Annotated in this window: 29 protein-coding genes and 1 pseudogene; 17 read left to right on the forward strand and 13 right to left on the reverse strand. The window is 56.7% G+C overall.

What is annotated here, in order from left to right:
• Window positions 1-56 precede the first annotated feature (56 nt).
• Both grpE and hrcA read right to left on the reverse strand, forming a co-directional pair.
• Window positions 57-647, reverse strand: coding sequence for a nucleotide exchange factor GrpE (gene grpE, locus KORM41_RS11995; protein ID WP_068148127.1), 591 nt, complete (start codon window positions 645-647; stop codon window positions 57-59).
• A gap of 49 nt (window positions 648-696) precedes the next feature.
• The gene (hrcA, locus tag KORM41_RS12000) at window positions 697-1,731 is read right to left on the reverse strand and encodes a heat-inducible transcriptional repressor HrcA (protein ID WP_068148130.1); all 1,035 of its coding nucleotides are present in this window, start codon (window positions 1,729-1,731) and stop codon (window positions 697-699) included.
• Between the two features lie 173 nt (window positions 1,732-1,904).
• On the opposite strand from hrcA, the gene rph reads away from it, so the two are divergent.
• The 3 genes and pseudogenes from rph to hemW all read left to right on the forward strand — a co-directional run bounded on the left by rph (window position 1,905) and on the right by hemW (window position 4,403).
• Window positions 1,905-2,618, forward strand: a complete 714-nt coding sequence (gene rph / locus KORM41_RS12005; RefSeq protein WP_068148132.1) for a ribonuclease PH — start codon at window positions 1,905-1,907, stop codon at window positions 2,616-2,618.
• A gap of 77 nt (window positions 2,619-2,695) precedes the next feature.
• Window positions 2,696-3,223: pseudogene (gene rdgB / locus KORM41_RS12010) on the forward strand (RdgB/HAM1 family non-canonical purine NTP pyrophosphatase); the annotation flags it as partial.
• Window positions 3,201-4,403: a radical SAM family heme chaperone HemW gene (gene hemW, locus KORM41_RS12015; RefSeq protein ID WP_082719895.1), complete on the forward strand. Its 1,203-nt coding sequence runs from the start codon at window positions 3,201-3,203 to the stop codon at window positions 4,401-4,403. The pseudogene rdgB and the gene hemW, both read left to right, overlap by 23 nt.
• Here hemW and KORM41_RS12020 read toward each other — a convergent pair.
• On the reverse strand, window positions 4,372-5,745 hold the full coding sequence (locus tag KORM41_RS12020) for a penicillin-binding protein activator (protein ID WP_068148141.1): 1,374 nt from the start codon (window positions 5,743-5,745) through the stop codon (window positions 4,372-4,374). The two genes, hemW and KORM41_RS12020, sit on opposite strands and share 32 nt — an antisense overlap.
• 159 nt (window positions 5,746-5,904) lie before the next feature.
• On the opposite strand from KORM41_RS12020, the gene rsmI reads away from it, so the two are divergent.
• The 3 genes from rsmI to gshB are packed head-to-tail and all read left to right on the forward strand — an operon-like array spanning window position 5,905 to window position 8,141.
• Entirely contained in the window at window positions 5,905-6,771 is an 867-nt protein-coding gene (gene rsmI / locus KORM41_RS12025) for a 16S rRNA (cytidine(1402)-2'-O)-methyltransferase (RefSeq protein ID WP_068148144.1), read from the forward strand.
• 1 nt (window position 6,772) lies between these two features.
• Window positions 6,773-7,135, forward strand: coding sequence for a YraN family protein (locus tag KORM41_RS12030; protein ID WP_068148149.1), 363 nt, complete (start codon window positions 6,773-6,775; stop codon window positions 7,133-7,135).
• A 52-nt stretch (window positions 7,136-7,187) separates the two neighbouring features.
• A complete protein-coding gene (gene gshB, locus KORM41_RS12035) occupies window positions 7,188-8,141 on the forward strand; it encodes a glutathione synthase (protein ID WP_156431968.1) in 954 nt (317 codons plus the stop codon).
• A gap of 68 nt (window positions 8,142-8,209) precedes the next feature.
• Here gshB and KORM41_RS12040 read toward each other — a convergent pair whose 3' ends face one another.
• From KORM41_RS12040 to mnmE, 5 genes are all read right to left on the reverse strand, one after another.
• Window positions 8,210-9,124: a ParB/RepB/Spo0J family partition protein gene (locus KORM41_RS12040; protein ID WP_068148155.1), complete on the reverse strand. Its 915-nt coding sequence runs from the start codon at window positions 9,122-9,124 to the stop codon at window positions 8,210-8,212.
• 34 nt (window positions 9,125-9,158) lie between these two features.
• Complete coding sequence (locus KORM41_RS12045; protein WP_068148158.1) at window positions 9,159-9,968, reverse strand: ParA family protein; 810 nt, start codon at window positions 9,966-9,968, stop codon at window positions 9,159-9,161.
• A 45-nt stretch (window positions 9,969-10,013) separates the two neighbouring features.
• Window positions 10,014-10,634: a 16S rRNA (guanine(527)-N(7))-methyltransferase RsmG gene (gene rsmG / locus KORM41_RS12050; protein ID WP_068148161.1), complete on the reverse strand. Its 621-nt coding sequence runs from the start codon at window positions 10,632-10,634 to the stop codon at window positions 10,014-10,016.
• 16 nt (window positions 10,635-10,650) lie between these two features.
• Entirely contained in the window at window positions 10,651-12,522 is a 1,872-nt protein-coding gene (gene mnmG / locus KORM41_RS12055) for a tRNA uridine-5-carboxymethylaminomethyl(34) synthesis enzyme MnmG (protein ID WP_068148165.1), read from the reverse strand.
• Window positions 12,523-12,705: 183 nt separating this feature from the next.
• The gene (mnmE, locus tag KORM41_RS12060; RefSeq protein ID WP_068148169.1) at window positions 12,706-14,100 is read right to left on the reverse strand and encodes a tRNA uridine-5-carboxymethylaminomethyl(34) synthesis GTPase MnmE; all 1,395 of its coding nucleotides are present in this window, start codon (window positions 14,098-14,100) and stop codon (window positions 12,706-12,708) included.
• Between the two features lie 77 nt (window positions 14,101-14,177).
• Between mnmE and KORM41_RS12065 the strand changes: the two genes are divergently transcribed.
• From KORM41_RS12065 to KORM41_RS12085, 5 genes are read left to right on the forward strand one after another with little or no spacing between them, the layout of a single operon-like run.
• On the forward strand, window positions 14,178-14,669 hold the full coding sequence (locus KORM41_RS12065) for a methylated-DNA--[protein]-cysteine S-methyltransferase (RefSeq protein WP_068148172.1): 492 nt from the start codon (window positions 14,178-14,180) through the stop codon (window positions 14,667-14,669).
• 45 nt (window positions 14,670-14,714) lie between these two features.
• Window positions 14,715-15,422: a dienelactone hydrolase family protein gene (locus tag KORM41_RS12070; RefSeq protein WP_068148174.1), complete on the forward strand. Its 708-nt coding sequence runs from the start codon at window positions 14,715-14,717 to the stop codon at window positions 15,420-15,422.
• Window positions 15,423-15,433: 11 nt separating this feature from the next.
• Window positions 15,434-15,988 carry a DUF416 family protein gene (locus KORM41_RS12075; RefSeq protein WP_068148178.1) on the forward strand — a complete coding sequence of 185 codons (555 nt, stop codon included), beginning with the start codon at window positions 15,434-15,436 and terminating at the stop codon, window positions 15,986-15,988.
• Entirely contained in the window at window positions 15,985-16,959 is a 975-nt protein-coding gene (locus tag KORM41_RS12080; RefSeq protein ID WP_068148181.1) for a quinone oxidoreductase family protein, read from the forward strand. Before KORM41_RS12075 ends, KORM41_RS12080 begins: the two co-directional genes overlap by 4 nt.
• Window positions 16,956-17,651, forward strand: coding sequence for an alpha/beta fold hydrolase (locus tag KORM41_RS12085; RefSeq protein ID WP_082719896.1), 696 nt, complete (start codon window positions 16,956-16,958; stop codon window positions 17,649-17,651). Before KORM41_RS12080 ends, KORM41_RS12085 begins: the two co-directional genes overlap by 4 nt.
• 19 nt (window positions 17,652-17,670) lie before the next feature.
• Here KORM41_RS12085 and KORM41_RS12090 read toward each other — a convergent pair whose 3' ends face one another.
• The 5 genes from KORM41_RS12090 to hemE all read right to left on the reverse strand — a co-directional run bounded on the left by KORM41_RS12090 (window position 17,671) and on the right by hemE (window position 22,173).
• On the reverse strand, window positions 17,671-17,892 hold the full coding sequence (locus KORM41_RS12090) for a hypothetical protein (protein ID WP_068148184.1): 222 nt from the start codon (window positions 17,890-17,892) through the stop codon (window positions 17,671-17,673).
• Window positions 17,893-18,340: 448 nt separating this feature from the next.
• A complete protein-coding gene (locus KORM41_RS12095; protein ID WP_068148187.1) occupies window positions 18,341-19,117 on the reverse strand; it encodes an isochorismatase family protein in 777 nt (258 codons plus the stop codon).
• A 76-nt stretch (window positions 19,118-19,193) separates the two neighbouring features.
• Window positions 19,194-20,450: a transcription termination factor Rho gene (rho, locus tag KORM41_RS12100; protein WP_068148190.1), complete on the reverse strand. Its 1,257-nt coding sequence runs from the start codon at window positions 20,448-20,450 to the stop codon at window positions 19,194-19,196.
• Between the two features lie 217 nt (window positions 20,451-20,667).
• Window positions 20,668-21,111: a CopD family protein gene (locus KORM41_RS12105; RefSeq protein WP_197421128.1), complete on the reverse strand. Its 444-nt coding sequence runs from the start codon at window positions 21,109-21,111 to the stop codon at window positions 20,668-20,670.
• Between the two features lie 30 nt (window positions 21,112-21,141).
• Window positions 21,142-22,173: a uroporphyrinogen decarboxylase gene (gene hemE, locus KORM41_RS12110; RefSeq protein ID WP_068148609.1), complete on the reverse strand. Its 1,032-nt coding sequence runs from the start codon at window positions 22,171-22,173 to the stop codon at window positions 21,142-21,144.
• Window positions 22,174-22,593: 420 nt separating this feature from the next.
• On the opposite strand from hemE, the gene KORM41_RS12115 reads away from it, so the two are divergent.
• Genes KORM41_RS12115 through KORM41_RS12140 form a run of 6 tightly spaced genes read left to right on the forward strand, consistent with a single transcriptional unit; the run spans window position 22,594 to window position 26,950 of the window.
• A complete protein-coding gene (locus KORM41_RS12115) occupies window positions 22,594-23,502 on the forward strand; it encodes a pyruvate, water dikinase regulatory protein (protein WP_082719897.1) in 909 nt (302 codons plus the stop codon).
• 23 nt (window positions 23,503-23,525) lie between these two features.
• Entirely contained in the window at window positions 23,526-24,119 is a 594-nt protein-coding gene (locus KORM41_RS12120; protein WP_082719898.1) for a Maf family protein, read from the forward strand.
• A complete protein-coding gene (locus KORM41_RS12125; RefSeq protein ID WP_068148193.1) occupies window positions 24,116-24,955 on the forward strand; it encodes a shikimate dehydrogenase in 840 nt (279 codons plus the stop codon). The genes KORM41_RS12120 and KORM41_RS12125 overlap by 4 nt, the downstream gene beginning before the upstream one ends.
• A complete protein-coding gene (gene coaE / locus KORM41_RS12130; protein WP_068148198.1) occupies window positions 24,952-25,545 on the forward strand; it encodes a dephospho-CoA kinase in 594 nt (197 codons plus the stop codon). Before KORM41_RS12125 ends, coaE begins: the two co-directional genes overlap by 4 nt.
• On the forward strand, window positions 25,542-26,213 hold the full coding sequence (gene dnaQ / locus KORM41_RS12135; RefSeq protein ID WP_068148200.1) for a DNA polymerase III subunit epsilon: 672 nt from the start codon (window positions 25,542-25,544) through the stop codon (window positions 26,211-26,213). Before coaE ends, dnaQ begins: the two co-directional genes overlap by 4 nt.
• Window positions 26,213-26,950, forward strand: coding sequence for an SDR family NAD(P)-dependent oxidoreductase (locus tag KORM41_RS12140; RefSeq protein WP_197421096.1), 738 nt, complete (start codon window positions 26,213-26,215; stop codon window positions 26,948-26,950). The genes dnaQ and KORM41_RS12140 overlap by 1 nt, the downstream gene beginning before the upstream one ends.
• Window positions 26,951-26,982: the final 32 nt, after the last annotated feature.

Below are 26,982 nucleotides of genomic sequence, written 5' to 3' on the forward strand. Positions count from 1 at the left end.
AAAAGAAAGCCCCGCGAGAGTTGCGGGGCTTTTTCGTTCCTGGTTTCAGAGAAGGCTTAGACTTCCTGGTCCACCTTCTGCGGCTCGCCTTTTGCCACGCCCACCATGGCGGGGCGAAGCAGGCGGTCCTTGATCACATAGCCTGCGGCCACAACCTGCATCACGCTGCCGGGCGTATGCTCGCTTGTTGGCACTTCAAACATGGCCTGGTGGAACTGATGGTCGAATTTCTCGCCCACTTCAGGCTCCACCTTGCGGATACCGTGGCGCTCCAGAATGTTCAGAAGCTCGCGCTCTGTCATCTCCACACCGTCCACGAAGCCTTTGAGGTCTTCGGAAACTTCCGCAGGTGCAGCTTCAAGTGCGCGCTTCAGGTTGTCAGACACATTCAATATATCGCGGGCGAAGGCGGTCACGCCGTAGGCGCTGGCGTCCGCCTTGTCCTTCTCGGCCCGGCGGCGGACGTTTTCCGTTTCCGCCAGCGCGCGCACAAGGCGGTCTTTCAGTTCAGCGTTCTCGGACTTCAGCTGGGCGACAACATCTTCTTCTGCGCCCGTCTCTTCCCCGGCCTGCGCTTCGGCTGCAGCTTCAGCGGCTGCGGCTTCTTCCATCTGCTCTTCCGGCTTGTTGGTCTCTTGTTCGCTCATGGACTGCTCTCTTTACTCTTCATTCCGTTAAAATGCGGGGGCTGATGCATCAGAGCATCCGGCCAATCACCCGCGCGGTATAATCCACCATCGGCACAATCCGGGAATAATTCAGCCGCGTTGGGCCGATTACCCCGATCACTCCTACAATATTGTTCGCCCCGTTCATATAGGGAGAGACAACGAGAGATGAACCCGAAAGCGAAAATAAATTATTCTCGGCCCCGATAAACAGGCGCACGCCTCGCCCGTCTTTGGCGAGTTCCATCAAGCGGATCAAGTCTTTTTTGCGCTCAAGCTCGTTAAAGAGCTGGCGGATACGCTCCAGGTCCTCGGCCGCCTGCACGTTATCCAGAAGGTTGGCCTGCCCTGAGATCAGAAGCGACGCCTTGTCGTCGCCCCCGCCCCAAACGGCCAACCCTTCGGATACCACCTTGCCTGTCAGCTCATCCAGTTCCGCCTGCCGGGTCTTCAGTTCTTGCTCCACACCCCCGCGCACCTGGTCGAACGTGCGGCCCACAAGCCGGGTGCTCAGGTAATTGCCCGCCTGAATAAGCGCGGACGGCGGCAAGCCGGGCGGGATTGTGATAATGCGGTTTTCCACACTGCCGTCTTCGGCCACCATGACCACAAGCGCGCGGTCGGGGGCTATGGGTACAAACTCGATATGCTTGACCGTCAGGTCCTGCTTCGGGACCATCACGACAGACGCGCAGCGCGACAGGCCCGACAGCGCCTTGGTGGCATCTGAGAGCACATCTTCAAGCGCGCGACCCGTGGCGGAACACTGGCCTTTGATGGACGCCCGCTCCTCACGGGTCAGGTTGCCCACCTCCATCAGGCCATCGACAAAAAAGCGAAGGCCAAGGTCTGTGGGGATGCGGCCCGCGGACGTATGCGGGGAAACAAGGAGGCCTGCATCTTCCAGGTCCGCCATCACGTTCCGAACGGTGGCGGCAGACACGTCAATCCCGTCCGCCCGGCTGATGGTGCGCGAGCCGACGGGATCGCCCGAGTCCAGATATGTCTCTACAATCTGGCGGAAGATGGATTTCGATCGTTCGTTCAAAACTGCAAGTGACATGCTTTTGCCTTCTGTCCCTGCCTTCTATCCTTGGCTACAATAAAAAAGCCGGTGACACGCTTCAATCGAATAATCGGCCGAAAGGCGGCGCAGAAGCGCTTTCACCTTTGACCTAAATGGGGTGAGTGGGTAGAAGAAGCAACAGAAGAACTGCCAAAAACAAAGGATTTTCCATGCGACCCAGTGGACGCGCGGGTGACGAGCTTCGCACCCTTGAGATGACCCCCGGCTTTTCCAAGCATGCTGAAGGCAGCTGCCTGGTGAAATTTGGCCACACCCATGTGCTGGTAACCGCCACCGTTGAGGACAGCTGCCCACCGTGGCTGAGGAACACCGGCAAGGGCTGGGTGACGGCGGAATATGGCATGCTGCCGCGGTCCACCCATGGCCGGATGCCGCGGGAAGCCGCCAAAGGCAAGCAGTCGGGTCGCACGCAGGAAATCCAGCGCCTGATCGGTCGCGCGCTCAGGGCCGTTGTGGACCTCCGCAAAGTCGGCGAGCGTCAGGTGCGCGTGGACTGCGATGTGATCCAGGCTGACGGCGGCACCCGCACGGCGTCCATTTCCGGCGCCTATGTGGCCCTTCATCTGGCGTTTGAATGGATGATGCGCGAAGGGTTGATCAGTGAGATGCCGTTCACCGACAGCGTTTCCGCCATCAGCTGCGGCATCTACAAGGGCACCCCGGTGCTGGATCTGGATTATGACGAAGACAGCGCGGCGGAAACCGACGCCAATTTCGTCCTAACCGGCAAGGGCGGGATTGTAGAAATCCAGAGCACAGCAGAAGAAGAGCCGTTTTCGGAGGAAGAGTTCCTGCGCATGCTTCGCCTCGCCCGCATCGGCTGTGATCAGATCACGGCCGCACAGAAGAAGGCTCTGGGCTAACCATGGCGCGGCATTTCGAAGGCAACAAGCTGGTAATCGCCAGCCACAACAAGGGCAAGGTGCGCGAGATTGGCGAACTTCTGGCGCCTTTTGGTGTCGAGACAATCTCCGCCGGGGAGCTGGACCTCCCGGAACCCGTTGAAGACGGCCTGAGCTTCATCGCCAATGCCGAAATCAAGGCGCTGGCGGCGGCGAAAGCCTCCGGCCTGCCCGCGCTGTCGGACGACAGCGGCCTTGAAGTTCACGGCCTTGGCGGCGAACCCGGCATCTACAGCGCCCGCTGGGCCGGACCATCCAAGGATTTCAACATTGGCATGAAAGCCGTGATGGATAAGTTGGGCGACAACCCGGACCGCGGCGCCAACTTCACCTGCGCGCTGACGCTGGCGTGGCCCGACGGCCATATGGAAAGCTTTGAAGGCAAGGTCTTTGGCTCGCTCACATGGCCCATGCGCGGCGAAAAGGGCTTTGGCTATGACCCGATTTTCATCCCCGAAGGCCACGACATAACCTTCGCCGAGATGGAACCAGCGGAAAAGCATGCCATGAGCCACCGGGCTGACGCATTCAAGCAGTTGATTGATGCCTGCTTCAAGCCCGCATAAACCGCCAGCCATTGAGGCTTCAGCATACAAAGGGCCAGCCGCCATTTATGTGCACTGGCCCTTTTGCCTGAAAAAATGCCCTTACTGCGACTTCAATAGCCATGTACGCGATGAGGTGTCCCACGACCGTTGGCGCGCGGCCCTTGTGCGCGAGATCGACAGTTTTGCTGAAAAGTTCCCGGGCCTTTCTGCCAGTTCCATCTTTTTCGGGGGCGGCACCCCCAGCCTGATGGAGCCCGAGACTGTCGCCGCAGTCATTGACCGCGTAAGCCATCATTGGGGCAAAAGCGATATTGAGATCACGCTGGAGGCCAACCCATCAAGCGTGGAGGCTGGCCGCTTCCGCGCCTACCGCCAAGCAGGCGTGAACCGTTTGTCCGTGGGTATCCAGTCCCTGCGTGATGACGCGCTCCAGTTCCTCGGGCGGCTGCATAATGCGGGGGAAGCCCTCAAGGCCCTTGAAGTTGCGCGAGCCAACTTTGATCGCGTTAGCTTTGACCTGATTTATGCCCGGCCTGAACAATCACTTGAAGATTGGCGCACAGAGTTAACCGAAGCGCTCGCTTTTTCGCCCACGCACCTGTCGCTCTACCAACTGACGATTGAGGAAGGCACGGCCTTTTACCACCAGTATAAGCGCGGGCGGTTCACCCTGCCGAATGAGGACGAAGCCGCCGCGCTATATGACCTGACGCAGGAAATCACCAAAGCAGCGGGACTGCCCGCTTATGAGACCTCAAATCACGCAGCACCTGGCCAGGAAAGCCGCCATAACCTGAGTTATTGGCAAGGCGACTATTATGTGGGCATCGGCCCCGGCGCGCATGGCCGCGTGCCCGCCACCTTCAGGGGTACAGCCACAGCCCACGCCCAGATCAAACGGCCAGAAGACTGGCTCAGGTCAGTTGAAACCTTTGGGTTGGGGACAGACACGACTGAGCCGGTAAGTGCGGAAGACCGTTTCATTGAAGCCGTCATGATGGGGCTTAGGCTGCGGGCCGGCATCAATATCAAGGCCCTCGAGGCCCGGCTTGGGGTCAGCGCCAAGAGTGTGATCGATTTTGGTGTCGCAGGGGATCTGGTCGCAAGCGGCCACCTTTTCTATGACGGCGAGACATTGCGGCTAAGCGAGCAGGGCCGACCGCTCCTTAATTTCCTTCTCGGGAAACTGATTGCCTGATCGGATAGCCGAAGCTTGGGAAGGCTTTTGGCGCCGGGTCAATCACCTTGAATTCGCGTCGCGACACTTCAAGGATCGCCAGGGCGCGTTCGTTCAAGCCGTCAATATTCAGGCGGAAAAGCCCATCGACACCGACAAAACCGGTCGGACTCGTGAGCCGCGTGCCAGAAAACCGTTCTTCGCCTTCCTCCAGAGTATCACGCGACAACGCGGCCACAAGGCTCATGGCGTCATAGGCAATGGTGGCAATGCGCGGCGGCCGGGTGCCGAACATGTCCTCATAGCGGGTCATGAAAGCTTGTGGCTGCATGGGCTCGGGGGCCGCGAACCAGCCGCCATGAAGGGGAGGTTCGTCCATCAACGTCGGGTCATTCCAAAGGCCGGTGCCCAGAAGCTGCACATCATCAAGGTCAATCTCATAAAACGGCAGAAGAGGCCCAACCGTGCGCAAAAGTGCCCCGCCCTCAGGCACAAGCACCGCATCAAACCCCACGGGTTCAAGCTCTTCAGCTTTCGCCAGCCTGTTGGCGATTTCATCCGTCACATCATCGCCCAAGGCCCTGAGGGCATTGATTTCGTCGCGCAGGTTTTTTTGCCGCTGGTCATAGTTGGCAAGCGCCTTGACGGGCTCAAACACATTGTCCGGGTCGGGCGGATAGCTTTCAAGCGCCACCACCTTGCCACCGTCATAGCTGACAGCATCGCCGAAGGCTGCCCGAACGCGTTCGCCGTACCGGCCTTCCGGGATCAGCGCGCTGAAGTTCACATGCCCCTGGGTCACGGCATAATCCACAACCCGCTGCACTTCCCCTTCCGGCATGAAGCCAAGGATATAGCGCCCGGGTGCCGCCACACGGCTATCATTTGAAAAGCCAAGAACCGGAATGCCCGCTTGGCTGAAAACCTCGCCCGCAATTTGCACATTGCCCGCCAGAAGCGGCCCCAGCACAATGTCTACGCCAGCGTCAAGCACGGCGCGCGCTGCTTCTTCCGCGGCCATGCCTTCCGCCTTCGTGTCAAACGGCAACAGCGTCAGGCGTGGGTCATAGGCATCAAAGAGCGCCATAGTAGACGCGTTCAAAAGCGCCTGCCCCGTTTCCGCGAGAGGTCCCGTCAGCGGCAGGAGGATGGCGATGCGCACAGGGCGATCATCCGGTTCGGTAACGGGCAGTGCCTGTTGGTCTGCCTCGCCTTTTTGTTGGTCGGTGGACGCTTCTGAAGCAATGGGTACCGGTGCGCGTTTCACCGGCGCTTCGCCCGATGGGCCGCAGGCAGCCAGAAGACCGCAGAGCGCGACGGCCGCTGCCACTTTGAAGTCTTTCAGAAACTTACTTGCAACCATGACCAACCTTGGTGTTATCTGGGGCCGAACCTTGCCTTGTTTGCGCTGACCCTACTGATAAACAGGGCGCCTGTAAATCAGTGGCTTAGAAGGATATCAGCGACCCACCGGGAAACCGGCCGTTGGTGATGCCCTCACAACACATACTGGATCATAAAAATGGCTGAAATCGGGTCACAGAAAAAGCTGCCGGCAGGGCTTTATGTTGTCGCGACGCCGATCGGCAACCTTTCAGACATCAGCGAACGAGCGCTTGAGGTACTTTCGGGCGTGGACCATATCGCCTGCGAAGACACGCGTGTGACCGCCAAACTTTTAACCGCCAAGCTGATCAAGAAACCCCTGAGCCCCTATCACGAGCATAACGGCGCGCGCGAACGGCCGAAACTGCTGGCTCGGATCGAAGCCGGGGAGCGCATCGCGCTCGTCTCTGACGCGGGCACGCCCTTGATTTCCGATCCCGGCTACAAGCTGGTGGCCGAAGCTCAGGATGCCGGGCTTTATGTTACATCCATTCCCGGTGCCTGCGCGGCCATCACGGCGCTCACGCTCACAGGCTTGCCAACCGACCGCTTCCTTTTCATGGGGTTTCCGCCAAACAAATCGGGCGCGCGCCAAAGCTGGTTTGAGGCTGAGGCCAAAACCCAAGCCAGCCTGGTGTTCTATGAAAGCACGCGCCGGTTGCCCGATTGCCTGGCAGATGCGGCAGCCGTGCTGAGGGAACGCGAGGTCGCCGTTTGCCGGGAGCTGACCAAGAAATTTGAGGAAGTGAAGCGCGGCACGCTTGCGGATGTCGCCAAATGGTATGCCGATGAAGGTGCGCCCAAGGGGGAATGCGTGGTGGTGATCGGCCCGCCCGCCCATGTAGCGGACGCCGGAAGCGGATCTGACATGGATACCGAACATCTCCTTGAGGCTGCCCTTAAGCATATGAGCGTCAAGTCCGCCGCCGCTTTTGTGGCCGAGATCACGGGCGAAAAGAAAAAAGCCATTTACGCCCGCGCGCTTGAGCTTTCAGGCCGGTAGGATGACCAAGGCGCGGCAACAGGCAGAAGCAAGGGGCCGCAAGGCCGAAGAGTTCGCCGCCTGGTTTCTGCGCCTTAAGGGCTATAGCATTCTTGAGGAACGCTACCGGTCTTCCTATGGTGAAATTGATTTGATCGCCAGGCGAGGAAAACTTATCGCCTTCATTGAGGTAAAAAGCCGAAAAACTGACCGGGATGCCAGGGAATCTGTCACTTTCCGCCAGCGCGGTCGCATCGAGAAAGCGGCCGTTGATTGGCTGGCCCGTCACAAAGAAATGAACGCATCCGTTCGCTTTGATGTGATAGCCATTGTACGCGGCAGTTTACCGTCCCATATCAAGGATGCCTGGCGGCCTGAAGCATAAAGCCCAGCTAAAGTAACACTTTAAGTTTGAGAATTTTCTAGAGGAAATGTTAATGGCAGAGCGCGCTCTTAAAGTAGCGGTTCAAATGGACCCCATCGAAGATATCAATTTTGACGGCGACAGCAGCTTTGTCATGGCGCTTGAAGCGCAGGACCGCGGCTATAGCCTTTGGCACTATCAGCCGGAAGATCTGTTTTTCGATGAAGGCAAGGTTCAGGCGCATGCCCGCCCGATGATGCTGCGGCGCGAGCGCGACAATCACTATAGTCTTGGCGACAGGGAAATCATCGACCTTCGGGACATGGATGTGGTGCTGATGCGCCAGGACCCGCCGTTTGACATGGCCTATATCACCGCGACCCACCTTCTGGACCTGGTGCATCCCGATACGCTGGTGGTCAACAACCCGGCGGAAGTCAGGAACGCGCCCGAAAAGCTGTTTGTCACCGAATTCCCGGACCTGATGCCCCCCACCATGATCACCAGGAATGAGGCAGACGTGAAAGCCTTCCGCAAGCGCCACGGCGATATCATCGTCAAGCCCTTGTACGGCAATGGTGGTGCTGGTGTGTTCCACGTGAAACCCGATGATCCAAATCTTTCAAGTCTGATGGAACTTTTCCTGATTGGCAGCCGGGAACCGGTGATGGTTCAAAAGTTTTTGCCAGAAGTCGTGCGGGGCGACAAACGCATCATCCTGGTAGACGGTGAGCCCGTGGGCGCCATCAACCGGGTACCTGCAGAAGGCGAGATCCGCTCCAACATGGTGGTGGGCGGTCGCGCCGAGAAATCCGACCTGACACCGCGAGAGCAGGAAATCTGCGACCGCATCGGCCCGGCGCTTCGTGAAAAAGGCCTGATTTTTGTGGGTATCGATGTGATTGGGGACTGGCTGACAGAAATCAACGTCACCTCACCCACAGGTCTGCAGGCTGTGAACCGGTTTGACGGTGTCAAGCTTGAAGCCGACATCTGGGACGCGATTGAAAAGCGCCTGAAATCATAAGGCAGGCATAAAAAATCCGGCCCCAACAGTTGGTTAGGGCCGGTTTCTCAATTCATGCAGATGCTGGTCTAAAAGCCGCAAACACCAAGTTTGCTGCAGAGCTCGTCAAGGTCCTCCAGCGTTTCATATGAAATGGTGACCTTGCCGCCCTCGCCTTCATGGTCGATGGCTACTTTCATCCCCACAGCGGCCGTAAGGTCCTTTTCAAGCGCCACGGTATCCGCATCTTTCTTTTTGCCGGAACCTGTGCCGCCCGGACGCGGGCTACGCTTTTGCTTGCCTTTGGCCTCATTGGCCAGCGCCTCCGTCTGGCGTACGCTAAGCCCTTCCGCCACAATGCGTTTCGCCAGCGCCAGCGGATCATCCGCACCAATCAGCGCGCGGGCATGCCCCATGGAAAGCTTTCCTTCGCCCACCATCGTCTGCACTTTTTCAGGCAGAGACAGAAGGCGCAGCAGGTTGGTTACGTGGCTGCGGCTCTTGCCCACCACTTCCGCAACAGCTTCCTGCGTGTGCTTGAAGTCTTCCATCAGGCGCTTATAGGCCATGGCTTCTTCGATCGCCGACAGGTCCTGCCGCTGGATATTCTCGATGATCGCGATCTCAAGCACTTCCGTGTCGTTGAGTTCCTTCACAACCACCGGAACCTCATGAACGCCAGCCTTCTGCGCCGCGCGCCAGCGACGCTCGCCCGCAACGATCTGGTATTTCTCAGGCTGAAGCTCGCGCACCAGGATCGGCTGCAACAGGCCTTTTTCCTTGATTGAGGATGCCAGCTCCGCCAGTGCATCTTCATCAAAATGAACCCGTGGCTGATTTGCATTCCGTTCCAGGAACTCTATCGGCAACCAGCGGCGGCCTGCCTGAGGGCGGCCTACATTCGGGGCCGCAACCACATCGCCCTTGTCGTCAAAAACCGGCCGGTCGTCGCCGAGTAGCGCCGAAAGCCCCTTCCCCAATCCTTTACGTGCAGTCTTTGTCATAAGAAAAACTTCTAACCTATTGTTTTTTATTAATTTATGCCGCCAATTTACGGTCACGACCCAAAAGCTCGCGCGCCAGCTTGATATAGGCCTGGCTGCCGACACAGCGGTGATCATAGAGAAGCGCGGGCTTGCCATGGCTCGGAGCCTCGGAAACCCTTACATTGCGCGGGATAACTGTCTGGTAAACCTTGTCGCCAAGGAAATCGCGCACATCGCCCGCTACCTGTTCGGACAGGTTGTTCCGCTTGTCAAACATGGTCAGCACCACGCCATTTATGGTGAGGTTCGGATTCAGGCTGCCGCGCACTTGTTCGATGGTTTTAAGAAGCAGGCTAAGACCTTCGAGCGCGAAAAATTCGCACTGCAGCGGCACCAATACGCTGTCCGCAGCCACCAGCGCGTTGATCGTCAACAGCGACAGGGATGGTGGGCAGTCAATCAGGATATAGTCATATTCCTCGCGCGCCTGGGCCTTTTCCATGGCATAGCGCAGGCGGAAATTCCGGTGCGGCAGTTCCGCCAGCTCCAGGTCCGCGCCGGAAAGGTCAATGGTGCTTGGGATAATCGACAGGCCAGGCACGCCGCTCTCGATGATCGCATCCCCAAAGGGTGCAGCACCCAGCACCACATCATAGGATGTGATCTCGCGCGCGTGGCGGTCGATACCGAACCCGGTGGACGCATTGCCTTGTGGGTCCAGGTCCAGAATCAGGACCTTCTTCTTCACCGCCGCCATGGCTGTGGCCAGATTGATGGCTGTGGTGGTCTTGCCGACGCCGCCTTTCTGGTTGGCGACAGCGATAATTTTCGCCTTCTTTCCCGTCTGCGCAGCAGAACTCATGCAAACCCCTCCCCGGAACAGGCAAAAGCCTTTAAATTCAAAAACTTACAACCGTTTTATTGATGATAGCCTCAAGATGACCCCTGTGGGGTCGGACAGGCTTTTGAAACGATTGACGTCCATCTTCCAACAAGCTTTTGCTTCGGTCAATTCCTCATCCGCGATCTCACCCTTCAAAAGCCACATCTCTGTATCGTCTGATATGAAAGGTGCTGCCCAATCAAGCAGTTGACTGATGCGGGCGCAGGCGCGGCTGGTAATAATATCTACCGGGAAAATGTCCATTTCCTCAATCCGGCGCGCGTGAATCGTGGCATCAGCGCCTGTTTCACGTGAAACCTGATTCATGAAAGTGCATTTCCGGCCATTCGATTCGACCATATGGGCCGTCGCCACCCCCATAGCTGCGAGCACCAGACCCGGGAAGCCAGCGCCGGACCCGATATCAAGAAGGGTGATTTTTCTGTCGCCGAAGTGCTCCTTCAACAGGGGAGCCAATTGCGCACTGTCGAGAAAATGCCTGCGCCACATGTCATCAAGCGTGGAATTGGCAACCAGATTTTTGGCTTTCTGCCACTTCCGGAGCAGGCCCGCATAGACCTTCAGCTTATCCAGCGTTTCACGTGAAACATCCAGATCACGCGCTAGATCGTCAGCACCATACATAAGCGATTCCAAAAGGTTATGCCGCGCGGCGTTTCTTGATATGGCCCAGAAGAAGCGTCAGGGCCGCTGGTGTGACGCCGGCGATACGCGCCGCAGCGCCCAGAGTTGCCGGGCGTGCTTCCTTGAACTTCTCGCGCATTTCATTCGAGAGGCCAGTGATCATACCGAAGTCCAGGTCTTCCGGAATCTCAAGCGCTTCGTCCTTGCGGAAGGCATCCACATCCTGTTGTTGCCGCTCAAGATACCCACGGTACATCGCATCGATCGACAGTTGCTCGGCAATGGCAGGGTCAATCTGCCCAAGCACATCCGGCCATATCGCCTTGAGAATATCAAAATCAATGGTGCTGAAAGCCAACAGGGTTTCCCCGTCCCGGCGCACACCGTCCTTGTTGATGTTGAGGCCATGCTTCTCTGCCTCATTGGGCGTCAGGGACACAGACTTCAAAATCGCACGCCCTGCCGCCAGAGCCGCTTTCTTGTCCGCGAACGCTTGTTTGCGCGCGTCGCCCACAAGGCCGATAGCCGCGCCCTTCTCGGTCAAACGCTGATCGGCATTATCGGCACGCAGCAACAGGCGGTATTCCGCCCGGCTCGTGAACATTCGGTAAGGCTCGCGCGTGCCCTGGGTGACAAGGTCATCCAGCATCACACCGATATAGCCGTCGGCGCGGTCGAGCACAAAACGCTCGTCCGACCCGCGGGATTTGATCGCCGCATTCGCGCCCGCCATCAGGCCCTGCGCCGCCGCTTCTTCATATCCGGTCGTGCCGTTGATCTGGCCTGCCAGATAGAGGCCGTCTGCGCGGCGAGTCTCAAGTGTTACCTTCAACTCACGCGGATCAACGAAATCATACTCGATCGCATAGCCCGGCTTGATGATCCGGACATTCTCCAGCCCCGAGATTGAACGGATCATCTCATCCTGCACTTCTTCGGGCAGGCTTGTGGAAATCCCGTTCGGATAAACCGTGTCATCATCAAGCCCCTCGGGCTCCAGGAAAACCTGGTGACTGTTTTTGTCTGCAAAGCGGACAACCTTGTCCTCGATCGACGGGCAATAGCGTGGGCCTTTGCTGTCGATCTGGCCAGAATACATCGGTGCCCTGTGAAGATTTTCGCGAATGATCTCGTGCGTGCGTTCCGTGGTGCGCGTCATGTAGCAGCTGATCTGCGGCACGGTGATCTCGTCCGTCAGGAACGAGAAAGCCACAGGCGGACTGTCGCCCGGTTGCTCTTCACACACGGACCAATCGATGGTCTTGCCGTCAAGGCGCGCGGGCGTTCCGGTCTTAAGACGCCCAAGCTCAAACCCCAAAGACATCAGCGTGTCCGAAAGACCGAGCGCTGGTGCTTCGTCCACCCGCCCTGCCGGGATTTTCTTTTCCCCAATATGGATCAGGCCGCGCAGGAAAGTGCCTGTCGTCAGGATCACCGCGCCAGCCGTGACGGTCTTGCCGTCTGCGGTCACAATGCCCGTCACCTTCGGCTTGTCGCCAGACCGGTCAATGATCATGTCTTCGACCGCACCAGCTTCAATCGTCAGGTTCGGGTAATCGCCCAGGATTTCCTGCATTGCCTCGCGGTAAAGCTTCCGGTCTGATTGGCAGCGTGGTCCCTGAACGGCTGGGCCTTTACGGCGATTGAGCAAGCGGAACTGGATGCCGGAGCGGTCAGCCACCAAACCCATGATGCCGTCAAGCGCATCAATTTCACGCACCAGATGGCCCTTGCCCAATCCGCCAATTGCCGGGTTACAGGACATCTCGCCAATGGTTTCAACCTTGTGGGTGATCAGAAGCGTGTTTGCGCCCATGCGCGCAGAAGCCGCCGCGGCCTCACAGCCGGCGTGCCCGCCCCCGATAACAATGACGTCAAAATCAGTCATTCAACAATTCCATTCTGCCTAGTGCCTATATCAAAGACACCAACAAAAAGAGGCCCCTGCATCAGATGCGGGCCCCACTTGGAGCGTTCTATACTAGCGAATGATTTTTAAGTCAAAGTTAAGTGGCGGAGGCAGCGACCACCTTACCCATGTTTCACGTGAAACATGGTCTAAAGCGCGCCCCTACTTGCCGATACAAAAATCGGAGAAGATCACATCAAGGATATCCTCTACGCCGACTCGGCCTGTGATTTTCCCAAGAGAGCGCGCCGCCATACGCACATCCTCCGCGGCCAACACTGCGTCCAGCCCCGCATTCTGATCAAACCGATCAAGATGGTCGACCGCTTCCTCAAGCGCCCGGCGGTGACGCACGCGCGTGAGCGACGGTACTTCGCGGGGCGCCATCGCCTCGCGCACATGCTCTTCCAGATGACTAAACAGGTCGCTCAAGCCCACATCGGTTTTCGCAGAAACATAGGCCACGTCGGCAACCTTCACATCCGGCATGCCCGGCAATTTATCATGTTTCACGTGAAACATGTCTGTGCGATCGGTCTGGGTGATCACCAGCATCGCCTTCTCATCGAGCCAGCGTTCCATCGATTTTGGGATCACCGGCCAATCGTCAGCACGGATCAGCACAAGGCGAAGGTCAGCCTCCTCGGCGCGGGCAAGCGCCCGGCGGATACCTTCCTGCTCGATAGCCCCCTGGCTTTCGCGGACACCCGCAGTATCGATCAGCCGAACGGGATATCCACCCAGGTCGAGCTGGATTTCGATCACATCGCGGGTGGTGCCTTCCTCATCTGAGACAATCGCAACATCGGATTTTGCCAGCGCATTGAGAAGCGTGGACTTGCCAGCATTGGGTTCCCCCATAATGACAATGCGAAATCCTTCCCTGAGGGCCTCACCACGCCGCCCATCCACAAGATGTTGTGTTATTTCGAACTTTAATGACAAGATATTTGGTCTAACAGCCCCAGCTACACCTTCGGGCAGGTCTTCGTCCGGAAAATCGATATCGGCCTCAAGATGCGCCAGGTGAGCGACCAGGCGTCCGCGCCAATCCTCATACAGATCCCTGAGCGCGCCATCCATTTGTCTGAGCGCCTGCTCGCGCTGCGCAGCTGTCTGGGCATGGATCAAATCGTTGAGGCCCTCAGCTTCGGTAAGGTCCAGCTTCTGGTTATCAAACGCCCGGCGGGAAAACTCGCCCGGCTCTGCGGGGCGCAATCCATCGATCCGGTCTAGTGCTTCAAGCACACCTGCGACCACCGCGCGGCCACCATGCAGATGCAGCTCCACCACATCCTCGCCTGTGAAACTCGCGGAGCCTTTGAAGGCAATCACAAGGGCCTGGTCAAGCCGCGCACCATCTTCATTCGTCAGCAGGCGAAGCGCCGCATAGCGGGCTTCCGGTACCGGCTTGCCGGACAGGGCTTCAAGGGCCGCGAATGCGTGTGGGCCAGACAATCGCACCACAGCGACACCAGCGGTGCCAGCACCACTTGAAAGTGCGAAGATTGTGTCTGCAAACGTCTGGGAGCTTTGGGCCACTGATTGGTCTTTCATAACGGTTTGGCGTAATTCGCTTGCGCCCAGGGCGCGCACACAATAGCAATGACCTAATCAATATAGAGAGGCAATCCATGTCGCAACTCTCAATGCACACGCCGGTGATCGATATCACCATTACGGAATTCGACGGCGCTATTGTCTCGCTCGATTGGGGCTGGAGTCCGTTCCAGGAACCGACGCCGCTCCTGATTGAAGCGAAGCGTCAGCTGGACGCCTATTTCGACGGCGACCTCCAGGCATTCGACTTGCCCCTATGCCCCATGGGCACCAAGCACCAGGAAAAGGTTTGGAAGGCCATGCGGGAAATCCCCTATGGCGAAACCCGGACATATGGCGATCTGGCGACCGAGATCGGCTCCGCCGCGCAGGCTGTGGGCACGGCCTGTGGCAGGAATCCGATCCCGATATTGATCCCCTGTCACAGAATTGTCGCATCTGCAGGTAAGCTTGGGGGCTATTCGGGCGATGGTGGGCTTTATACCAAACGCGCCCTCCTCGTGCTCGAGGGCGCATTGAGCGTTGAAGAAGGCAAGGCCCTTGAAGAAGCCGGGGCGCTGGACTAACTCAAGGAAAGAAACAACAGGATACCGGACATGAGGGGACAGACGATGGCAGACATGATCGACATTCAGGCGACAGATGGCAGCGGCACATTTGAGGCCTATGTGGTGCGCCCAGCCAAAACCGGCAACGGCCCGGTGATTGTGGTTCTGCAGGAAATCTTCGGCGTCAATGAAGGCATGCGCCAGATTTGCGACGACTTGGCGCGCGAAGGCTATATCGCCATCTGTCCCGATCTGTTCTGGCGCATGAAGCCGGGCGTGGATATCACGGACAAGACAGAAGAAGAATGGAAAGAGGCTTTCCATTATTTCCAGACATTCGACCACGACAAAGGCATGGAAGACATCGCCGCCACGGTGGCTGTTGCCAAGAAACTTGAAGGCGGCACAGGCAAGGTCGGCGCTGTCGGCTACTGCCTTGGTGGCCTCCTTGCATACAAGACATCCGCCCTGACAGACGTGGACGCAAGTGTCGCCTATTATGGTGTCGGGCTTGATACCCTATTGGACTTGTCGGCCAAGATCACAACACCGCTTCTGATGCATATCGCGGAAGAAGACGGCTTTGTTGACAAGGACGCACAGAAACGCATCAAAGAAGGCCTGAAGGACAATGCAAATGTCACCATCCATAGCTACCCAGGGGTGGACCATGCCTTCGCCCGCCCGGACGGTGTCAACTGGAACACGGCTGCCGCCAACCTCGCGAACGCCCGCACGCGGGACTTTTTCCAGACCAACCTGAAGGGCTGAGGTTGGGGACAATGACTTACCAAGCCTACCTCGACGGAATCTCTGCTGGGGTAATAAAGCTGTCCCATACGCAAAAGCTGCAACTCGCCTGGGAACTTTGCTGCCGCCTCTCTCCTCTCTATCAAACTTTTCAGGACAAAGAGAACTGGGGTAACTCCAGTCTTCTTGCGCATGTACGCAATGCGGCAGAAAATTTTCTTGCAGGACAAACCAATCAGAGTCTCCCTGCAGAAGCTGAAATCGAAAAAATTACTCCAGATACTGAGGACTTTGGCTCAACACTCGGTTCCCACGCATTGGATACAGCGATCAGTCATATTTATCTTTCTCGCTTATGTACTTACGACAGTCCGGAAGCCCTTATCTCCATACTGTCCATATGTTTTGATGTGCTAGATCGATTTGAGCAGCAATTTACCGGAATTTCTGATGCTAAATTCACAAATGCAGAGATGGAGTGGCAGTTCACTGTTCTTTCAAAACGAACGGAAGATAAAGATTTCACATTAAGTTATGTGGTCGAATCTGATGAAATTATTCATGCCGCGCTAAAGGAATATGAATGACTAAAGCGATCCGGATGGAGGCCTTCGGCGGGACGGACGTCCTGAAGTGGCAGGAAATTGACCTTGGCGCCCCAGCTGTGGGCGAGGTACAAATACGCCATACGGCCATTGGGCTGAATTTCATCGATACCTATCACCGCACAGGGCTTTACCCCTTGCCGCTGCCGGCCACCCCGGGGCTTGAAGCCGTCGGTGTTGTGGAAGCCATGGGCGAGGGTGTCGAGAGTTTCAAAGTTGGTGACCGTGTCGGCTACCCCGCTGGCCCCATTGGCGCCTACGTGGAAGCCAGAAATATTCCGGCTGCAAAGCTGGTGAAAATCCCTGACAGTGTCTCTGATGAAGACGCCGCAGCCCTCATGTTGAAAGCCTGTACGGTCGAAGCCTTTGTCGAGCGGCTATATCCGGTGAAGGCTGGTGAAACAGTTCTCCTGCATGCCGCAGCCGGCGGGGTGGGCCTGATCGCCTGCCAGTGGCTTTCGGCCATCGGCGCCACCGTTATCGGCACTGTGGGCAGCCCGGAGAAAGCCGAGCTCGCAAAAGCACACGGCTGCACCCACACTGTCCTCTACCGTGACGAAGACTTCGTTGCCCGTGTGAAGGACATAACGAACGGCGAAGGTGTGCCCGTGGTTTACGACAGCGTCGGCAAAGCCACTTTCATGGGGTCGCTTGAATGCCTGAAGCGCCGCGGTGTGATGGTGACATTTGGCAATGCCACCGGCCCGGTTGACCCTGTGCCGCCCGCGCTGCTGGCACAGAAAGGATCCCTGATGCTCACGCGTCCTGTGTTGATGGACTATGTGGCGACACGACCTGAGCTCGAGCATTCCACAAGCCGCGTGTTTGAGATGATCGCATCGGGCAAGCTGAAGGCGCGGATCAACCAGCGCTTCGCGCTGAAGGACGCCGCAGAAGCCCATAAGGCGCTTGAGGCACGCCAGACCAGCGGGCAGACGATCCTTATTCCATGAGCAATCCGCCCCTTTACCTGATCCCCGGCACCATGTGTGACGCCCGGCTGTGGGGCCGCATGCTTGATCACCTACCCGGAGTGGACGCCCACCACTCAGACTATTCAGATGCTGACACCATGGACGGCATGTGTGATGCGGTACTCGCGCAAGCGCCGGACACGCCCTGCCATCTGGTGGGCTTTTCGCTTGGCGGATATCTGGCGATCATGGCGGCGCTCCGCGAGCCATCAAAGTTCAAGAGCCTGACCATCATCGCGGCTTCCCCCTACGGTCTGACCGACGCGGAAAAATCTTTGCGCAAACGCAACGCCGAAATGCTCACGCGTCTGACATACAAAGGCATGTCGAAAGCCCGCCTCGCGCAGTTTGTGAATGCGGACCATCTGGATGACCCGGCCATCACCGGCACGATCCTTCAAATGGAAAAAGAACTGGGCCAGGACGTGCTGATCCGCCAGTTGATCGCCCCCATCGACCGTTTGAATATCGCGGAAGAATTGCTGTCGCTTGAAATGCCCGTCAGTTTCATCATGGCGGAGGACGACCAGCTGGTGCCCATCGGGGCCATTGAAAAGCTCGCCGCAAAATCAGACACCATCACCCTGCATCGCATGGCTGGCACCGGCCACATGATCCCCCTGGAAGCACCAGAAGAATTAGCGACGACACTTGCTAGTAAGGGGGCTTGAAACCCCCTTACTATAAGTACTAGATATTGAGCTCCAACTGATCTGGGTCGATCGTTTTTGCCGGCTTAACGCTTTTGAAGCGCTTTCCTGTAATCACTTCAGATACTCGCCCTTGGTTTACACCCAATAGAGCTGCGGCCTGATGTTGAAATAATCCCAACTTCATAACCAAAAACTTAGCCAAAGCTGCTTTGGCTGTTGTCATTCGGTTAGAACGACGTCGAAAAAATGGAAAGGTCATTAGCCTTCTCCCTTGATCAAACGACGTTTCCACCTTTACGCATTGCGACAGTTCCTGTATGATTTCTCATACAACCACGGGGAGTGGTAAATTATCGCAGACTAGATTGGCGGAAGCGTCTCCAATTTTTCTAGTCTTCAAAATTGGCTTTCCAGAGTTGCACCTCTGGGAAGCCTTTTTTAACGCTAGGCACTACAAATTGTGTATCGCCATTTGGATACCATACCAGATCTAGGAAACACGGTGGAGTCGATTCTCAAGGATTTTCTTGTATTTTCAGGGAAACTCTGGGGATAAGGCTGTTAACAAGCCAAAAAAAATTCAACCTAAAAAGGAAGAAGTGCCGTTAACTGTTTGGTTCTTAAAGAAAAGAACAAAAAGTGAACTTATCCACATATTTTTGTATGGTGATATAAGCTTAGAGTAATATTATTTCAAATTCTCCTATTCAAAGCGCCATCCGGTAGAAGCGGGTGTCGACGGCCATGCGCGGGAAGCTGTCTGGCAGATCAGCCTCATTCACCAGGTCAAAGCCGTTCTTCTCATAGAAACGGTGCGCCGCCAAGAAGGCTGCCGTTGTCCCCAGATAGATATCCGTCACGCCTGACGCCTTCGCCTCAGCAATCACATGATCCAGGAGCTTTTGCGCCACGCCAAATGCCCGCCCGCGGTAAGGGGCTGCCACAAACATTTTCCGAAGCGCCACCTGGCAATCACCGATATCAATCAACGCGATGGAGCCAATCACGGCATGCCCATCAAGCGCCACCCAGGTCATGCCGCGTGCGTCGGTCACTTCCGTTGCCGCTGTGGCGTCAGACACTACCGTGACATTAAAGCCAAGGCTTGCCGCCATCCGGGCTGTAGTATCCACGCTATGCTGGGTCAGCACACCGGCAATGACCAAGTGATCGATCTTGCGCTCTCGCAGATGCTTTTCAAGGTCAGTGCCGACAAATGCATTGTTGGTATGCTTGCCAATGACCGTCTCTAGCCCCTGAGGGGCTACCTCAGGCTTGAAAGCGTGCCCGGGGGTACCCGGCGTGTACGGCGAGCCTTCACACACGCTGTCGTGCCTTATATGGATGATCTCACCCGCGCGCTTGCGCCAGGCTTCCAGAAGCCGCGCCATATTGGCTTCGGCATGCGGATTACCTCGCACACCCCACTTCGGGTCGTCTATCGCCAGCTGTGTGTCGATAATAATCAGCGCCGTGTTGGTCATAACCTCCCCCTGAAAGCGAAAAGGGCCTGCAAATGCAAGCCCTTAGCGTACCAAACTCTCGAATATCTTCCAGCAGCTAGTTGTTCATGCTGGTGAAGAATTCTTCGTTGTTCTTGCTGTCCTTGAGCTTGCCAAGGAGGAATTCCATCGCATCCACGGTGCCCATTGGCGTGAGGATACGGCGGAGGACCCACATTTTCGAAAGCGTCGCAGGATCGACCAGAAGTTCTTCTTTCCGGGTACCGGACTTGAGGATATCGATCGCCGGGAACACGCGCTTGTCCGCAACCTTGCGGTCGAGAACAATCTCGCTGTTGCCCGTGCCTTTGAATTCCTCGAAGATCACTTCGTCCATACGGCTGCCGGTCTCGATAAGAGCGGTCGCAATGATGGAAAGCGAGCCGCCTTCCTCGATGTTCCGTGCGGCACCGAAGAAGCGTTTCGGGCGCTGCAGGGCGTTTGCGTCCACACCGCCCGTGAGAACCTTACCGGAAGAAGGCACCACGGTGTTGTAGGCGCGCGCCAGACGGGTGATACTATCGAGAAGGATCACAACGTCCTTGCCGTGCTCCACAAGGCGTTTGGCTTTCTCAATCACCATTTCTGCCACCTGAACGTGACGGCTTGCAGGTTCGTCGAAGGTGGAGGATACGACCTCCCCTTTCACGCTGCGCTGCATGTCTGTCACCTCTTCCGGGCGTTCGTCGATCAGAAGAACAATCACGAAACACTCGGGATGGTTGGCGGTGATGGATTTGGCAATATTCTGCAAGAGAACCGTTTTACCGGTACGCGGCGGCGCAACAATAAGCGCGCGCTGGCCTTTACCGATTGGGCTCACCAGGTCGATCACCCGTGGGGACTTGTCCTTCACGGTTGGATCGTCCGGGTCAAGCTTCAGCTTTTCGTCCGGGTAAAGCGGCGTCAGGTTGTCGAAGTGAACCTTGTGTTTGGTTTTCTCAGGCTCATCGAAGTTGATCTTGGAAACCTTGAGAAGGGCAAAATAACGCTCGCCATCCTTGGGCGCGCGAATCTGGCCTTCAACCGTATCGCCTGTCCGAAGCGCAAAGCGCCGGATCTGGCTTGGGCTTACGTAAATATCGTCGGGGCCCGGCAGATAGTTCGCCTCAGGGGAGCGCAGGAAACCGAATCCGTCAGAAAGGATTTCGATAACGCCGCCACCCATGATTTCGATATCGTCGTCTGCAAGATGCTTGAGGATAGCGAACATCATGTCCTGTTTGCGCATGCTGGAGGCGTTTTCAACGCCAACTTCCTCAGCAAGCGACAGAAGGTCTGCTGGGGTTTTGTTTTTGAGATCCTGAAGGTGCATGGGATCGTCCAGATTGTTGTTATTGGAAGAAAGATGTTTGAATTATTGGGGCCAGACGGCCCGGAAAGGATAGATCGATTGCGGCTTCATCATATAATAAAACCAGCAATGATTGGGAAATAAGTTTGACGACGCGCGAGATACTGGCGCGCCGGATCAGGGCCCAAGCTACCACTTTCGCCTTTGGTGTCAAGTCTGTTGCAGCCGCAACTATTTGCTAGAAAGCCTTCGGGACCGCCAGAAGTACGATAGCGATAATGAAGACAGCCGGTATCTCATTGATCTTGCGGTAGAATTTACTGTCCCGCTTGCGTTCCCCGCGGGCAAATTCCTTGCGGTATTTAGAGAGGCTGCCGTGAAAACCGGACAGGATAAATACAAGCAGCAGCTTGATATGCAGCCAAAGCCCCGCATCCAGGCCGATATTGACCACCAGCATCAGGCCCAAAATCCAGGCGATGGCCATGGCCGGGTTAATGATAATGCGGATCAGGCGCTTTTCCCGGTCGATCCATTTGGCGTCCTCGTCTGATCCCACTTCGCATTCGCTGTGGTAGGCGAAATAGCGTGGCAGCATGAACATGCCCGCCATCCAGAAAATCACGAAAATGATGTGCGCAGCCTTCACCCAAAGGTACGCACCGCCAAGCCAGCCAATCATGTCTTCCACAGTATTTCCCCTTTTCCCTGCCTACCGCCGAAAGGCTTTAATGGTCTCACTCAGGAGCGCGACATTCTCCGGTGGCGTTTCAGGCACAAAACCATGGCCCAGGTTGAAGATATGCGCGCCGCCCTTGAGCTGCTCCAGGATGCGGTTGGCCTCAGCCACCATCAGGTCTCCGCCCGATACCACCAGGTGCGGGTCCATATTGCCCTGCACACAGACTTTACTTTGGATTTCCTTCGCCGCCCAATCAAGCGGCACGCCGGTATCCAGGCCCACACAGTCCACGCCCACGGCGTCCACGAACCGTGGCAGCGCCGCCCCCGCCAGCCGCGGGAAACCGATAATCGGCGTTTCTGCATGTTTGGCGCGAATGCGGGAGACGATCTCTTTCGTGGGTTCAATGATCCATTTTTCAAACATGGTCTCGGGGATCGCGGCGGACCAGCTGTCGAAAATCTGCACGGCGTCCGCGCCCGCGTCGATCTGGGCAATCAGATACTCTGATGTCGCGTCTACCAGCATATCCATGATTTTTCCGAACAGCTCCGGATTGCCGTAACCAAGCTGGCGCGCTGCTGCATGATCCTTGCTGCCCTGGCCTGCGATCATGTAGGTGGCCACCGTCCAGGGCGCACCGGCGAACCCAAGCAAGGTCACATCTGAAGGCAATTCGGTCTTAAGCCGGCGCACGGTTTCATAAACATTGCCCACCTTGTCGTGGAAGGCACCCATGGAAAGGCCTTTGAAAGTAGCCTCGTCGTTCACTGGATCAAGCTTTGGGCCAAAGCCTTTCTCGAACCAGACTTTCTGGCCGAGCCCGTCGGGTACCACAAGGATGTCAGCAAACAAAATTGCGCCGTCCATGCCATACCGCCTGATGGGTTGCAGGGTCACTTCAGCCGCCTTGTCGGGGCTGTAGCAGAACTCCATGAATGAATTTGTTGAATTTCTTACTTCACGATATTCGGGCAAATACCGTCCTGCTTGACGCATGAACCAAAAAGGCACCCGCTCACCCGGGTTTCCCTTGAGAGTCTCGAGAAGAAGTTTGGTCATGCTCTGGTCCTTACCGTTTAGGGCGCCGTTCATTCGACGTGACGCCCTCTTACTACTTAATAATAATTATATATAGAATCTTGTAGTTGTTGTTTATGCCTGTGAATCATGTGGAAAAGCATTTATCCACAATCTTGTGCACATACAAGGTGGGCGCGGCAATTCGTCCGTCAAAATGTGCATAAACTTCTGGAATACTGGCATTTTACAGAAAAATGACAGGCAACCCAATGCCCATATGAATTGTGGATAACGGGGATAACCGCAAAATATAGTGCCCTTTCCCAACAGTTTTCCTCTCTTACAATCTCCCGTGGATAGATTTAATAGAAGTTCTAACAAGTGCTTCCCAAATTGGGGGCAAGTGGCCTAGCCTTGTTATCAACCGATCTGCCAACAAGTTATCCACAGGATATTCCCATGAGTCTTCCAGAGGCACCGAAAAGCTCCCCACTGAAAGCAAGCGTCAAGAAAAAAGGGTCCTCGCAGGACTTTCACCTGCATCTGGTTTCAGATTCAACCGGTGAAACGCTGGAGGCTATTGTGCAGGCTGCCCTGGTGCAGTTTGAAGGCGTGGAGGTAAAAAAGCATTATTGGCCCCTGGTGCGCTCCGCCATGCAGATGAACCGGCTGATGGAAGATATCCGCGAAGAGCCGGGGCTTATCATGTATACGCTGGTGAACCCACAAATCCGTGAAGCGCTGGAGACGGAATGCATGAAGGCAAACCTGCCGGTGCTTTCCATCCTTGATCCGGTGATCAACCTTCTGGGCTCCTACTTTGGGGTGCAGGCGTCCCACAAGCCGGGCAAGCAGCACAAACTGGACGCCCACTATTTTGAACGGATCGACGCGCTTCAGTTCACCATGGCGCATGATGACGGGGTTCTGGTGCAGGATATGCCGCAAGCGGATATCGTGCTTGTCGGCGTGTCGCGGTCTTCGAAAACACCAACCAGCATTTATCTGGCCAACAAGGGCTACAAGACCATCAACGTGCCCTTTGTTCCCGGATGTCCGATGCCGCGCGAGCTGGATGAGATCAAGAACAAGTTTGTCGTGGGGCTGACCACCAGTGCCGAACGCCTGGTTGCCATTCGCACCAACCGTCTTAGGTCTATCAACGAAGAAACTGAGGGCGACTATACCGACATGACCCATATCCAGGATGAGATAAAGGAATGCCGGAAATATTGTGCCCAGCGTGGCTGGCCGACAATTGATGTCACGCGCCGCTCGATCGAGGAAACGGCGGCTGCGATCCTGAACCGATACCAACAGTGGGTGGATGCGCAAAACGGCAACCACAGCGACAAGCTGCCCGAATAGGACCCAGGATAGGAAAAAAGATCATGGCTCTTGTATTGGCGTCCGGCAGCCAGACCCGGGCGGATATGCTGAAAAATGCGGGTGTCGCATTTGACGTTGATCCCGCACGTGTTGATGAAGATGCGGTGAAATCGGCACTGATTGCAGATGGCGCCCCGCCCCGTGATATTGCTGACGCGTTGGCGGACCTCAAGGCGATGAATGTGGCCATGCGCCGACCTAACGACATGGTGCTGGGTGCAGACCAGATTTTGGTGTGCGAAGGCACGGTCTTTTCAAAAGCAACCACGCGAGATGACGCGGCTGAGACATTGAAGGCCCTGTCCGGCAAGACGCATCAGCTTCTATCCGCTGCCGTTATCTATGAAGAAGGCCAACCGGTCTGGCGGTATGTTGATACTGTCAAGCTGACGGTCAGGCCGCTGTCGGATGACTTTATCGAAACCTACCTGGATAGTATCGGTGATGCGGCGTTCTGGAGCGTCGGCGCCTACCAGATCGAAGGGCTGGGTGCGCAGCTTTTCACGCGCGTTGAGGGTGACCATTTCACCGTGCTTGGCCTGCCGCTTCTTGCTTTCCTTGATTTCCTGCGCCTGAGGGGCATGATGCCGCTATGACCGATAAACTCCAAAAAGCTGCAGTGATTGGTTGGCCGATTTCGCATTCGCTATCGCCCACCATCCATACTCACTGGATGAAACTGTTTGGGATTGACGGCACTTACGAAAAGGTAGCTGTCGGCCCGGAGGCGATCGCCAACCTCCTTGATCAGTTCAAGACGGAAGGCTATGTGGGCTTCAATGTCACGGTCCCGCACAAGCTGGATATCATGCAGCACCTGGACAAGATCGCCCCACTCGCGCGCCAGATGGGGGCGGTGAATACGGTCAAGATTGCGCCGGACGGCACCATGACCGGCTTCAACACAGACGGCATCGGCCTTGTAACCAACCTGAAGAAAACCGTACCAGGCTGGCCGAAGGATAAACCGGTGCTGATTTTGGGCGCAGGCGGAGCCGCGCGGGCGGCAGCGCTTGGGCTTTTGACGGAAGAAGTGCCGCTGGTGATGATCACCAACAGGACACGGGCCAAAGCCCAGGCTATTGCCGATGAAATTGGCCGCGGCCGCATGACGGTGGTGGACTGGGACGACCGGGCAGATGCCGTGGCGGCTGCCGGGCTGATTGTCAACACAACGGTTCTGGGCATGAAGGGCCAACCTGCGCTTGAGATGGACCTGTCGAAAGCGGCGCCGGACACGGTTGTCTATGACATCGTCTACCAGCCGCTGATGACGCCGCTCCTCAAGGATGCGGAAGCCCGCGGCCTGCGTATTGTCACAGGTCTTGGCATGCTGGTTTACCAGGCTGCAGCCGCGTTCAAGATATGGTTCGGCATCGATGTGGAATATGACGATGCGCTCCGTACCGAGCTGGAGGGCCAATTCCAATGATGATCATCGGGCTTACGGGATCGATCGGTATGGGCAAGTCGGAGACCGCGAAAATGTTCGCCCGCCTTGGCGTGCCGGTGTTTGACGCGGACGCGACAGTGCGGGCACTTCAGGCCCCGGGCGGGCGGGCGCTTGACCCTATTGAAGTTGCTTTTCCCGGTGTGGTGAAAGACGGCGCGCTTGACCGCGACGCGCTTGGCAAGACCGTGTTTGGCAATCCGGATGCCAAGAAGAAGCTGGAAGCCATCATGCACCCCATGGTGGCCGAGGAGCGCATCGATTTTTTCAACCGTGCAGAAGCGGAGGGCGCCAAAATGGTGGTGCTTGATATTCCGCTTCTGTTTGAAACCGGTGGTGACAAGGCGTGTGACAAGGTGGTGGTAGTATCCGCCCCGCCGGAGATCCAGCGCGAACGCGTGCTGGCCCGGCCCGGCATGACGGCGGAAAAATTCGACCAAATTTTGAAGTCGCAAACACCCGATGATGACAAACGGGCCCGCGCGGATTATGTGGTAGAAAGCAATTTCGGCCTCGACCATGCTTTCCGGCAGGTCGAAGCCATCGTCAAGGAGTTGGGTGAAGCTTTATGAGCAAGCGCGAACTGATTTTCGATACAGAGACCACGGGCTTTGACCCGATGACGGGTGACCGCCTGATCGAGATCGGTCTTGTGGAAATGGTCGACAAGGTCCTGACCGGCGAGCATTACCACCAGTATGTGAACCCGGAACGCGACGTGCCCGAAGGGGCGGTGAAAATTCACGGCATCACCACAGAATTCCTGCGCGACAAGCCTGTGTTCAGTGACATCATGGATGACTTCCTTGAGTATGTCGGCGGCGATAGCGTGCTGGTGGCGCACAACGCCGAGTTCGATATGCGCTTCATCAACTGGGAGCTTGAGAACGCTGGCAGGCCGATCATCCACCCCAAGCGCTTTATCGATACACTCGCCATCGCGCGCACGAAATTCCCAGGTGCTGCCAACTCGCTTGATGCGCTTTGCAAACGCTTTGGCGTGTCTAACACGCACCGGACGCTTCACGGCGCCCTTCTTGACGCCGAGATTTTGGCCGATGTTTATATCGAACTGCTCGGCGGCAGGCAGGCAGGCCTTGACCTCGCCGTGGACGCGGGCGGCAAAGTGGTACGCGAAAAGAAGGTGCGCGAAAAACGCTCCTTTCCGGTGTCAGAGGAAGAACTGGCGCGCCACGCAGAATTTATCACCAAACTCAACGACCCTATTTGGAACGCATGATGAAAATCGCCCTTATCACTGGCGCCAGCTCCGGCATTGGCGATGCAACAGCGAAAGCCTTTGCAGACGCAGGCTATAAAGTATTGGCTGTAGGCCGGAACGCAGACCGGCTTGATGCTGTTGCAGCCCACGCGCCGGACCGGATTGTTCCCGTCAAGCGGGACCTCACAGGCCCGGATGTGTGCAAGGAGCTTATCGATTATGCAGTGCGTGAGTACGGGCAGCTGGATGTGCTTGTGAATAACGCGGGCATCATCTCGCGCACCACCGTAGAAGACACAACAGATGAAGATTGGCGGCAGACCATGACGGTCAATCTGGACGTGCCTTTTTACCTGAGCCGCGCCGCCGTGCCACACCTTCGTAAAACCAAAGGGCGCATCATCAATGTGGCGTCCGACTGGGGCTTGCGCGGCGGTGAAAAGGCGGCGGCTTATTGCGCCAGCAAAGGCGGTTTGGTGCTTCTCACGAAAGCCATGGCGCACGATCATGCGGCGGAAGGCATCACCGTAAATGCCGTGTGCCCGGGCGATGTGGTCACCCCGATGCTGGAAAAAGAAGCTGCGGACCAGGGCTTAAGCCACGCTGAAGCGCTTGAGACGTGGAAAGCCGAAGTGCCCACAGGCAGATTGACCGAAGCATCAGAAGTGGCCGCGATGATCCTTTACCTGGCGTCGGATGTGGCGGCGCAGGTCACGGGCACCGCCATGGTGATCGACGGCGGCGGCAGCGCCTGAGCCGGCTATATGGTTTGTCTGTTCAATTTATT

The organism is Kordiimonas lipolytica (assembly GCF_001550065.1).

What these genes read in the sequence shown, in the direction of transcription:
- grpE (WP_068148127.1), bottom strand. Translation starts at nt 647, where the DNA reads ATGAGCGAACAAGAGACCAACAAGCCGGAAGAGCAGATGGAAGAAGCC.
- hrcA (WP_068148130.1), bottom strand. Translation starts at nt 1,731, where the DNA reads ATGTCACTTGCAGTTTTGAACGAACGATCGAAATCCATCTTCCGCCAG.
- rph (WP_068148132.1), top strand. Translation starts at nt 1,905, where the DNA reads ATGCGACCCAGTGGACGCGCGGGTGACGAGCTTCGCACCCTTGAGATG.
- hemW (WP_082719895.1), top strand. Translation starts at nt 3,201, where the DNA reads ATGCCTGCTTCAAGCCCGCATAAACCGCCAGCCATTGAGGCTTCAGCA.
- KORM41_RS12020 (WP_068148141.1), bottom strand. Translation starts at nt 5,745, where the DNA reads ATGGTTGCAAGTAAGTTTCTGAAAGACTTCAAAGTGGCAGCGGCCGTC.
- rsmI (WP_068148144.1), top strand. Translation starts at nt 5,905, where the DNA reads ATGGCTGAAATCGGGTCACAGAAAAAGCTGCCGGCAGGGCTTTATGTT.
- KORM41_RS12030 (WP_068148149.1), top strand. Translation starts at nt 6,773, where the DNA reads ATGACCAAGGCGCGGCAACAGGCAGAAGCAAGGGGCCGCAAGGCCGAA.
- gshB (WP_156431968.1), top strand. Translation starts at nt 7,188, where the DNA reads ATGGCAGAGCGCGCTCTTAAAGTAGCGGTTCAAATGGACCCCATCGAA.
- KORM41_RS12040 (WP_068148155.1), bottom strand. Translation starts at nt 9,124, where the DNA reads ATGACAAAGACTGCACGTAAAGGATTGGGGAAGGGGCTTTCGGCGCTA.
- KORM41_RS12045 (WP_068148158.1), bottom strand. Translation starts at nt 9,968, where the DNA reads ATGAGTTCTGCTGCGCAGACGGGAAAGAAGGCGAAAATTATCGCTGTC.
- rsmG (WP_068148161.1), bottom strand. Translation starts at nt 10,634, where the DNA reads ATGTATGGTGCTGACGATCTAGCGCGTGATCTGGATGTTTCACGTGAA.
- mnmG (WP_068148165.1), bottom strand. Translation starts at nt 12,522, where the DNA reads ATGACTGATTTTGACGTCATTGTTATCGGGGGCGGGCACGCCGGCTGT.
- mnmE (WP_068148169.1), bottom strand. Translation starts at nt 14,100, where the DNA reads ATGAAAGACCAATCAGTGGCCCAAAGCTCCCAGACGTTTGCAGACACA.
- KORM41_RS12065 (WP_068148172.1), top strand. Translation starts at nt 14,178, where the DNA reads ATGTCGCAACTCTCAATGCACACGCCGGTGATCGATATCACCATTACG.
- KORM41_RS12070 (WP_068148174.1), top strand. Translation starts at nt 14,715, where the DNA reads ATGGCAGACATGATCGACATTCAGGCGACAGATGGCAGCGGCACATTT.
- KORM41_RS12075 (WP_068148178.1), top strand. Translation starts at nt 15,434, where the DNA reads ATGACTTACCAAGCCTACCTCGACGGAATCTCTGCTGGGGTAATAAAG.
- KORM41_RS12080 (WP_068148181.1), top strand. Translation starts at nt 15,985, where the DNA reads ATGACTAAAGCGATCCGGATGGAGGCCTTCGGCGGGACGGACGTCCTG.
- KORM41_RS12085 (WP_082719896.1), top strand. Translation starts at nt 16,956, where the DNA reads ATGAGCAATCCGCCCCTTTACCTGATCCCCGGCACCATGTGTGACGCC.
- KORM41_RS12090 (WP_068148184.1), bottom strand. Translation starts at nt 17,892, where the DNA reads ATGACCTTTCCATTTTTTCGACGTCGTTCTAACCGAATGACAACAGCC.
- KORM41_RS12095 (WP_068148187.1), bottom strand. Translation starts at nt 19,117, where the DNA reads ATGACCAACACGGCGCTGATTATTATCGACACACAGCTGGCGATAGAC.
- rho (WP_068148190.1), bottom strand. Translation starts at nt 20,450, where the DNA reads ATGCACCTTCAGGATCTCAAAAACAAAACCCCAGCAGACCTTCTGTCG.
- KORM41_RS12105 (WP_197421128.1), bottom strand. Translation starts at nt 21,111, where the DNA reads ATGATTGGCTGGCTTGGCGGTGCGTACCTTTGGGTGAAGGCTGCGCAC.
- hemE (WP_068148609.1), bottom strand. Translation starts at nt 22,173, where the DNA reads ATGACCAAACTTCTTCTCGAGACTCTCAAGGGAAACCCGGGTGAGCGG.
- KORM41_RS12115 (WP_082719897.1), top strand. Translation starts at nt 22,594, where the DNA reads ATGAGTCTTCCAGAGGCACCGAAAAGCTCCCCACTGAAAGCAAGCGTC.
- KORM41_RS12120 (WP_082719898.1), top strand. Translation starts at nt 23,526, where the DNA reads ATGGCTCTTGTATTGGCGTCCGGCAGCCAGACCCGGGCGGATATGCTG.
- KORM41_RS12125 (WP_068148193.1), top strand. Translation starts at nt 24,116, where the DNA reads ATGACCGATAAACTCCAAAAAGCTGCAGTGATTGGTTGGCCGATTTCG.
- coaE (WP_068148198.1), top strand. Translation starts at nt 24,952, where the DNA reads ATGATGATCATCGGGCTTACGGGATCGATCGGTATGGGCAAGTCGGAG.
- dnaQ (WP_068148200.1), top strand. Translation starts at nt 25,542, where the DNA reads ATGAGCAAGCGCGAACTGATTTTCGATACAGAGACCACGGGCTTTGAC.
- KORM41_RS12140 (WP_197421096.1), top strand. Translation starts at nt 26,213, where the DNA reads ATGAAAATCGCCCTTATCACTGGCGCCAGCTCCGGCATTGGCGATGCA.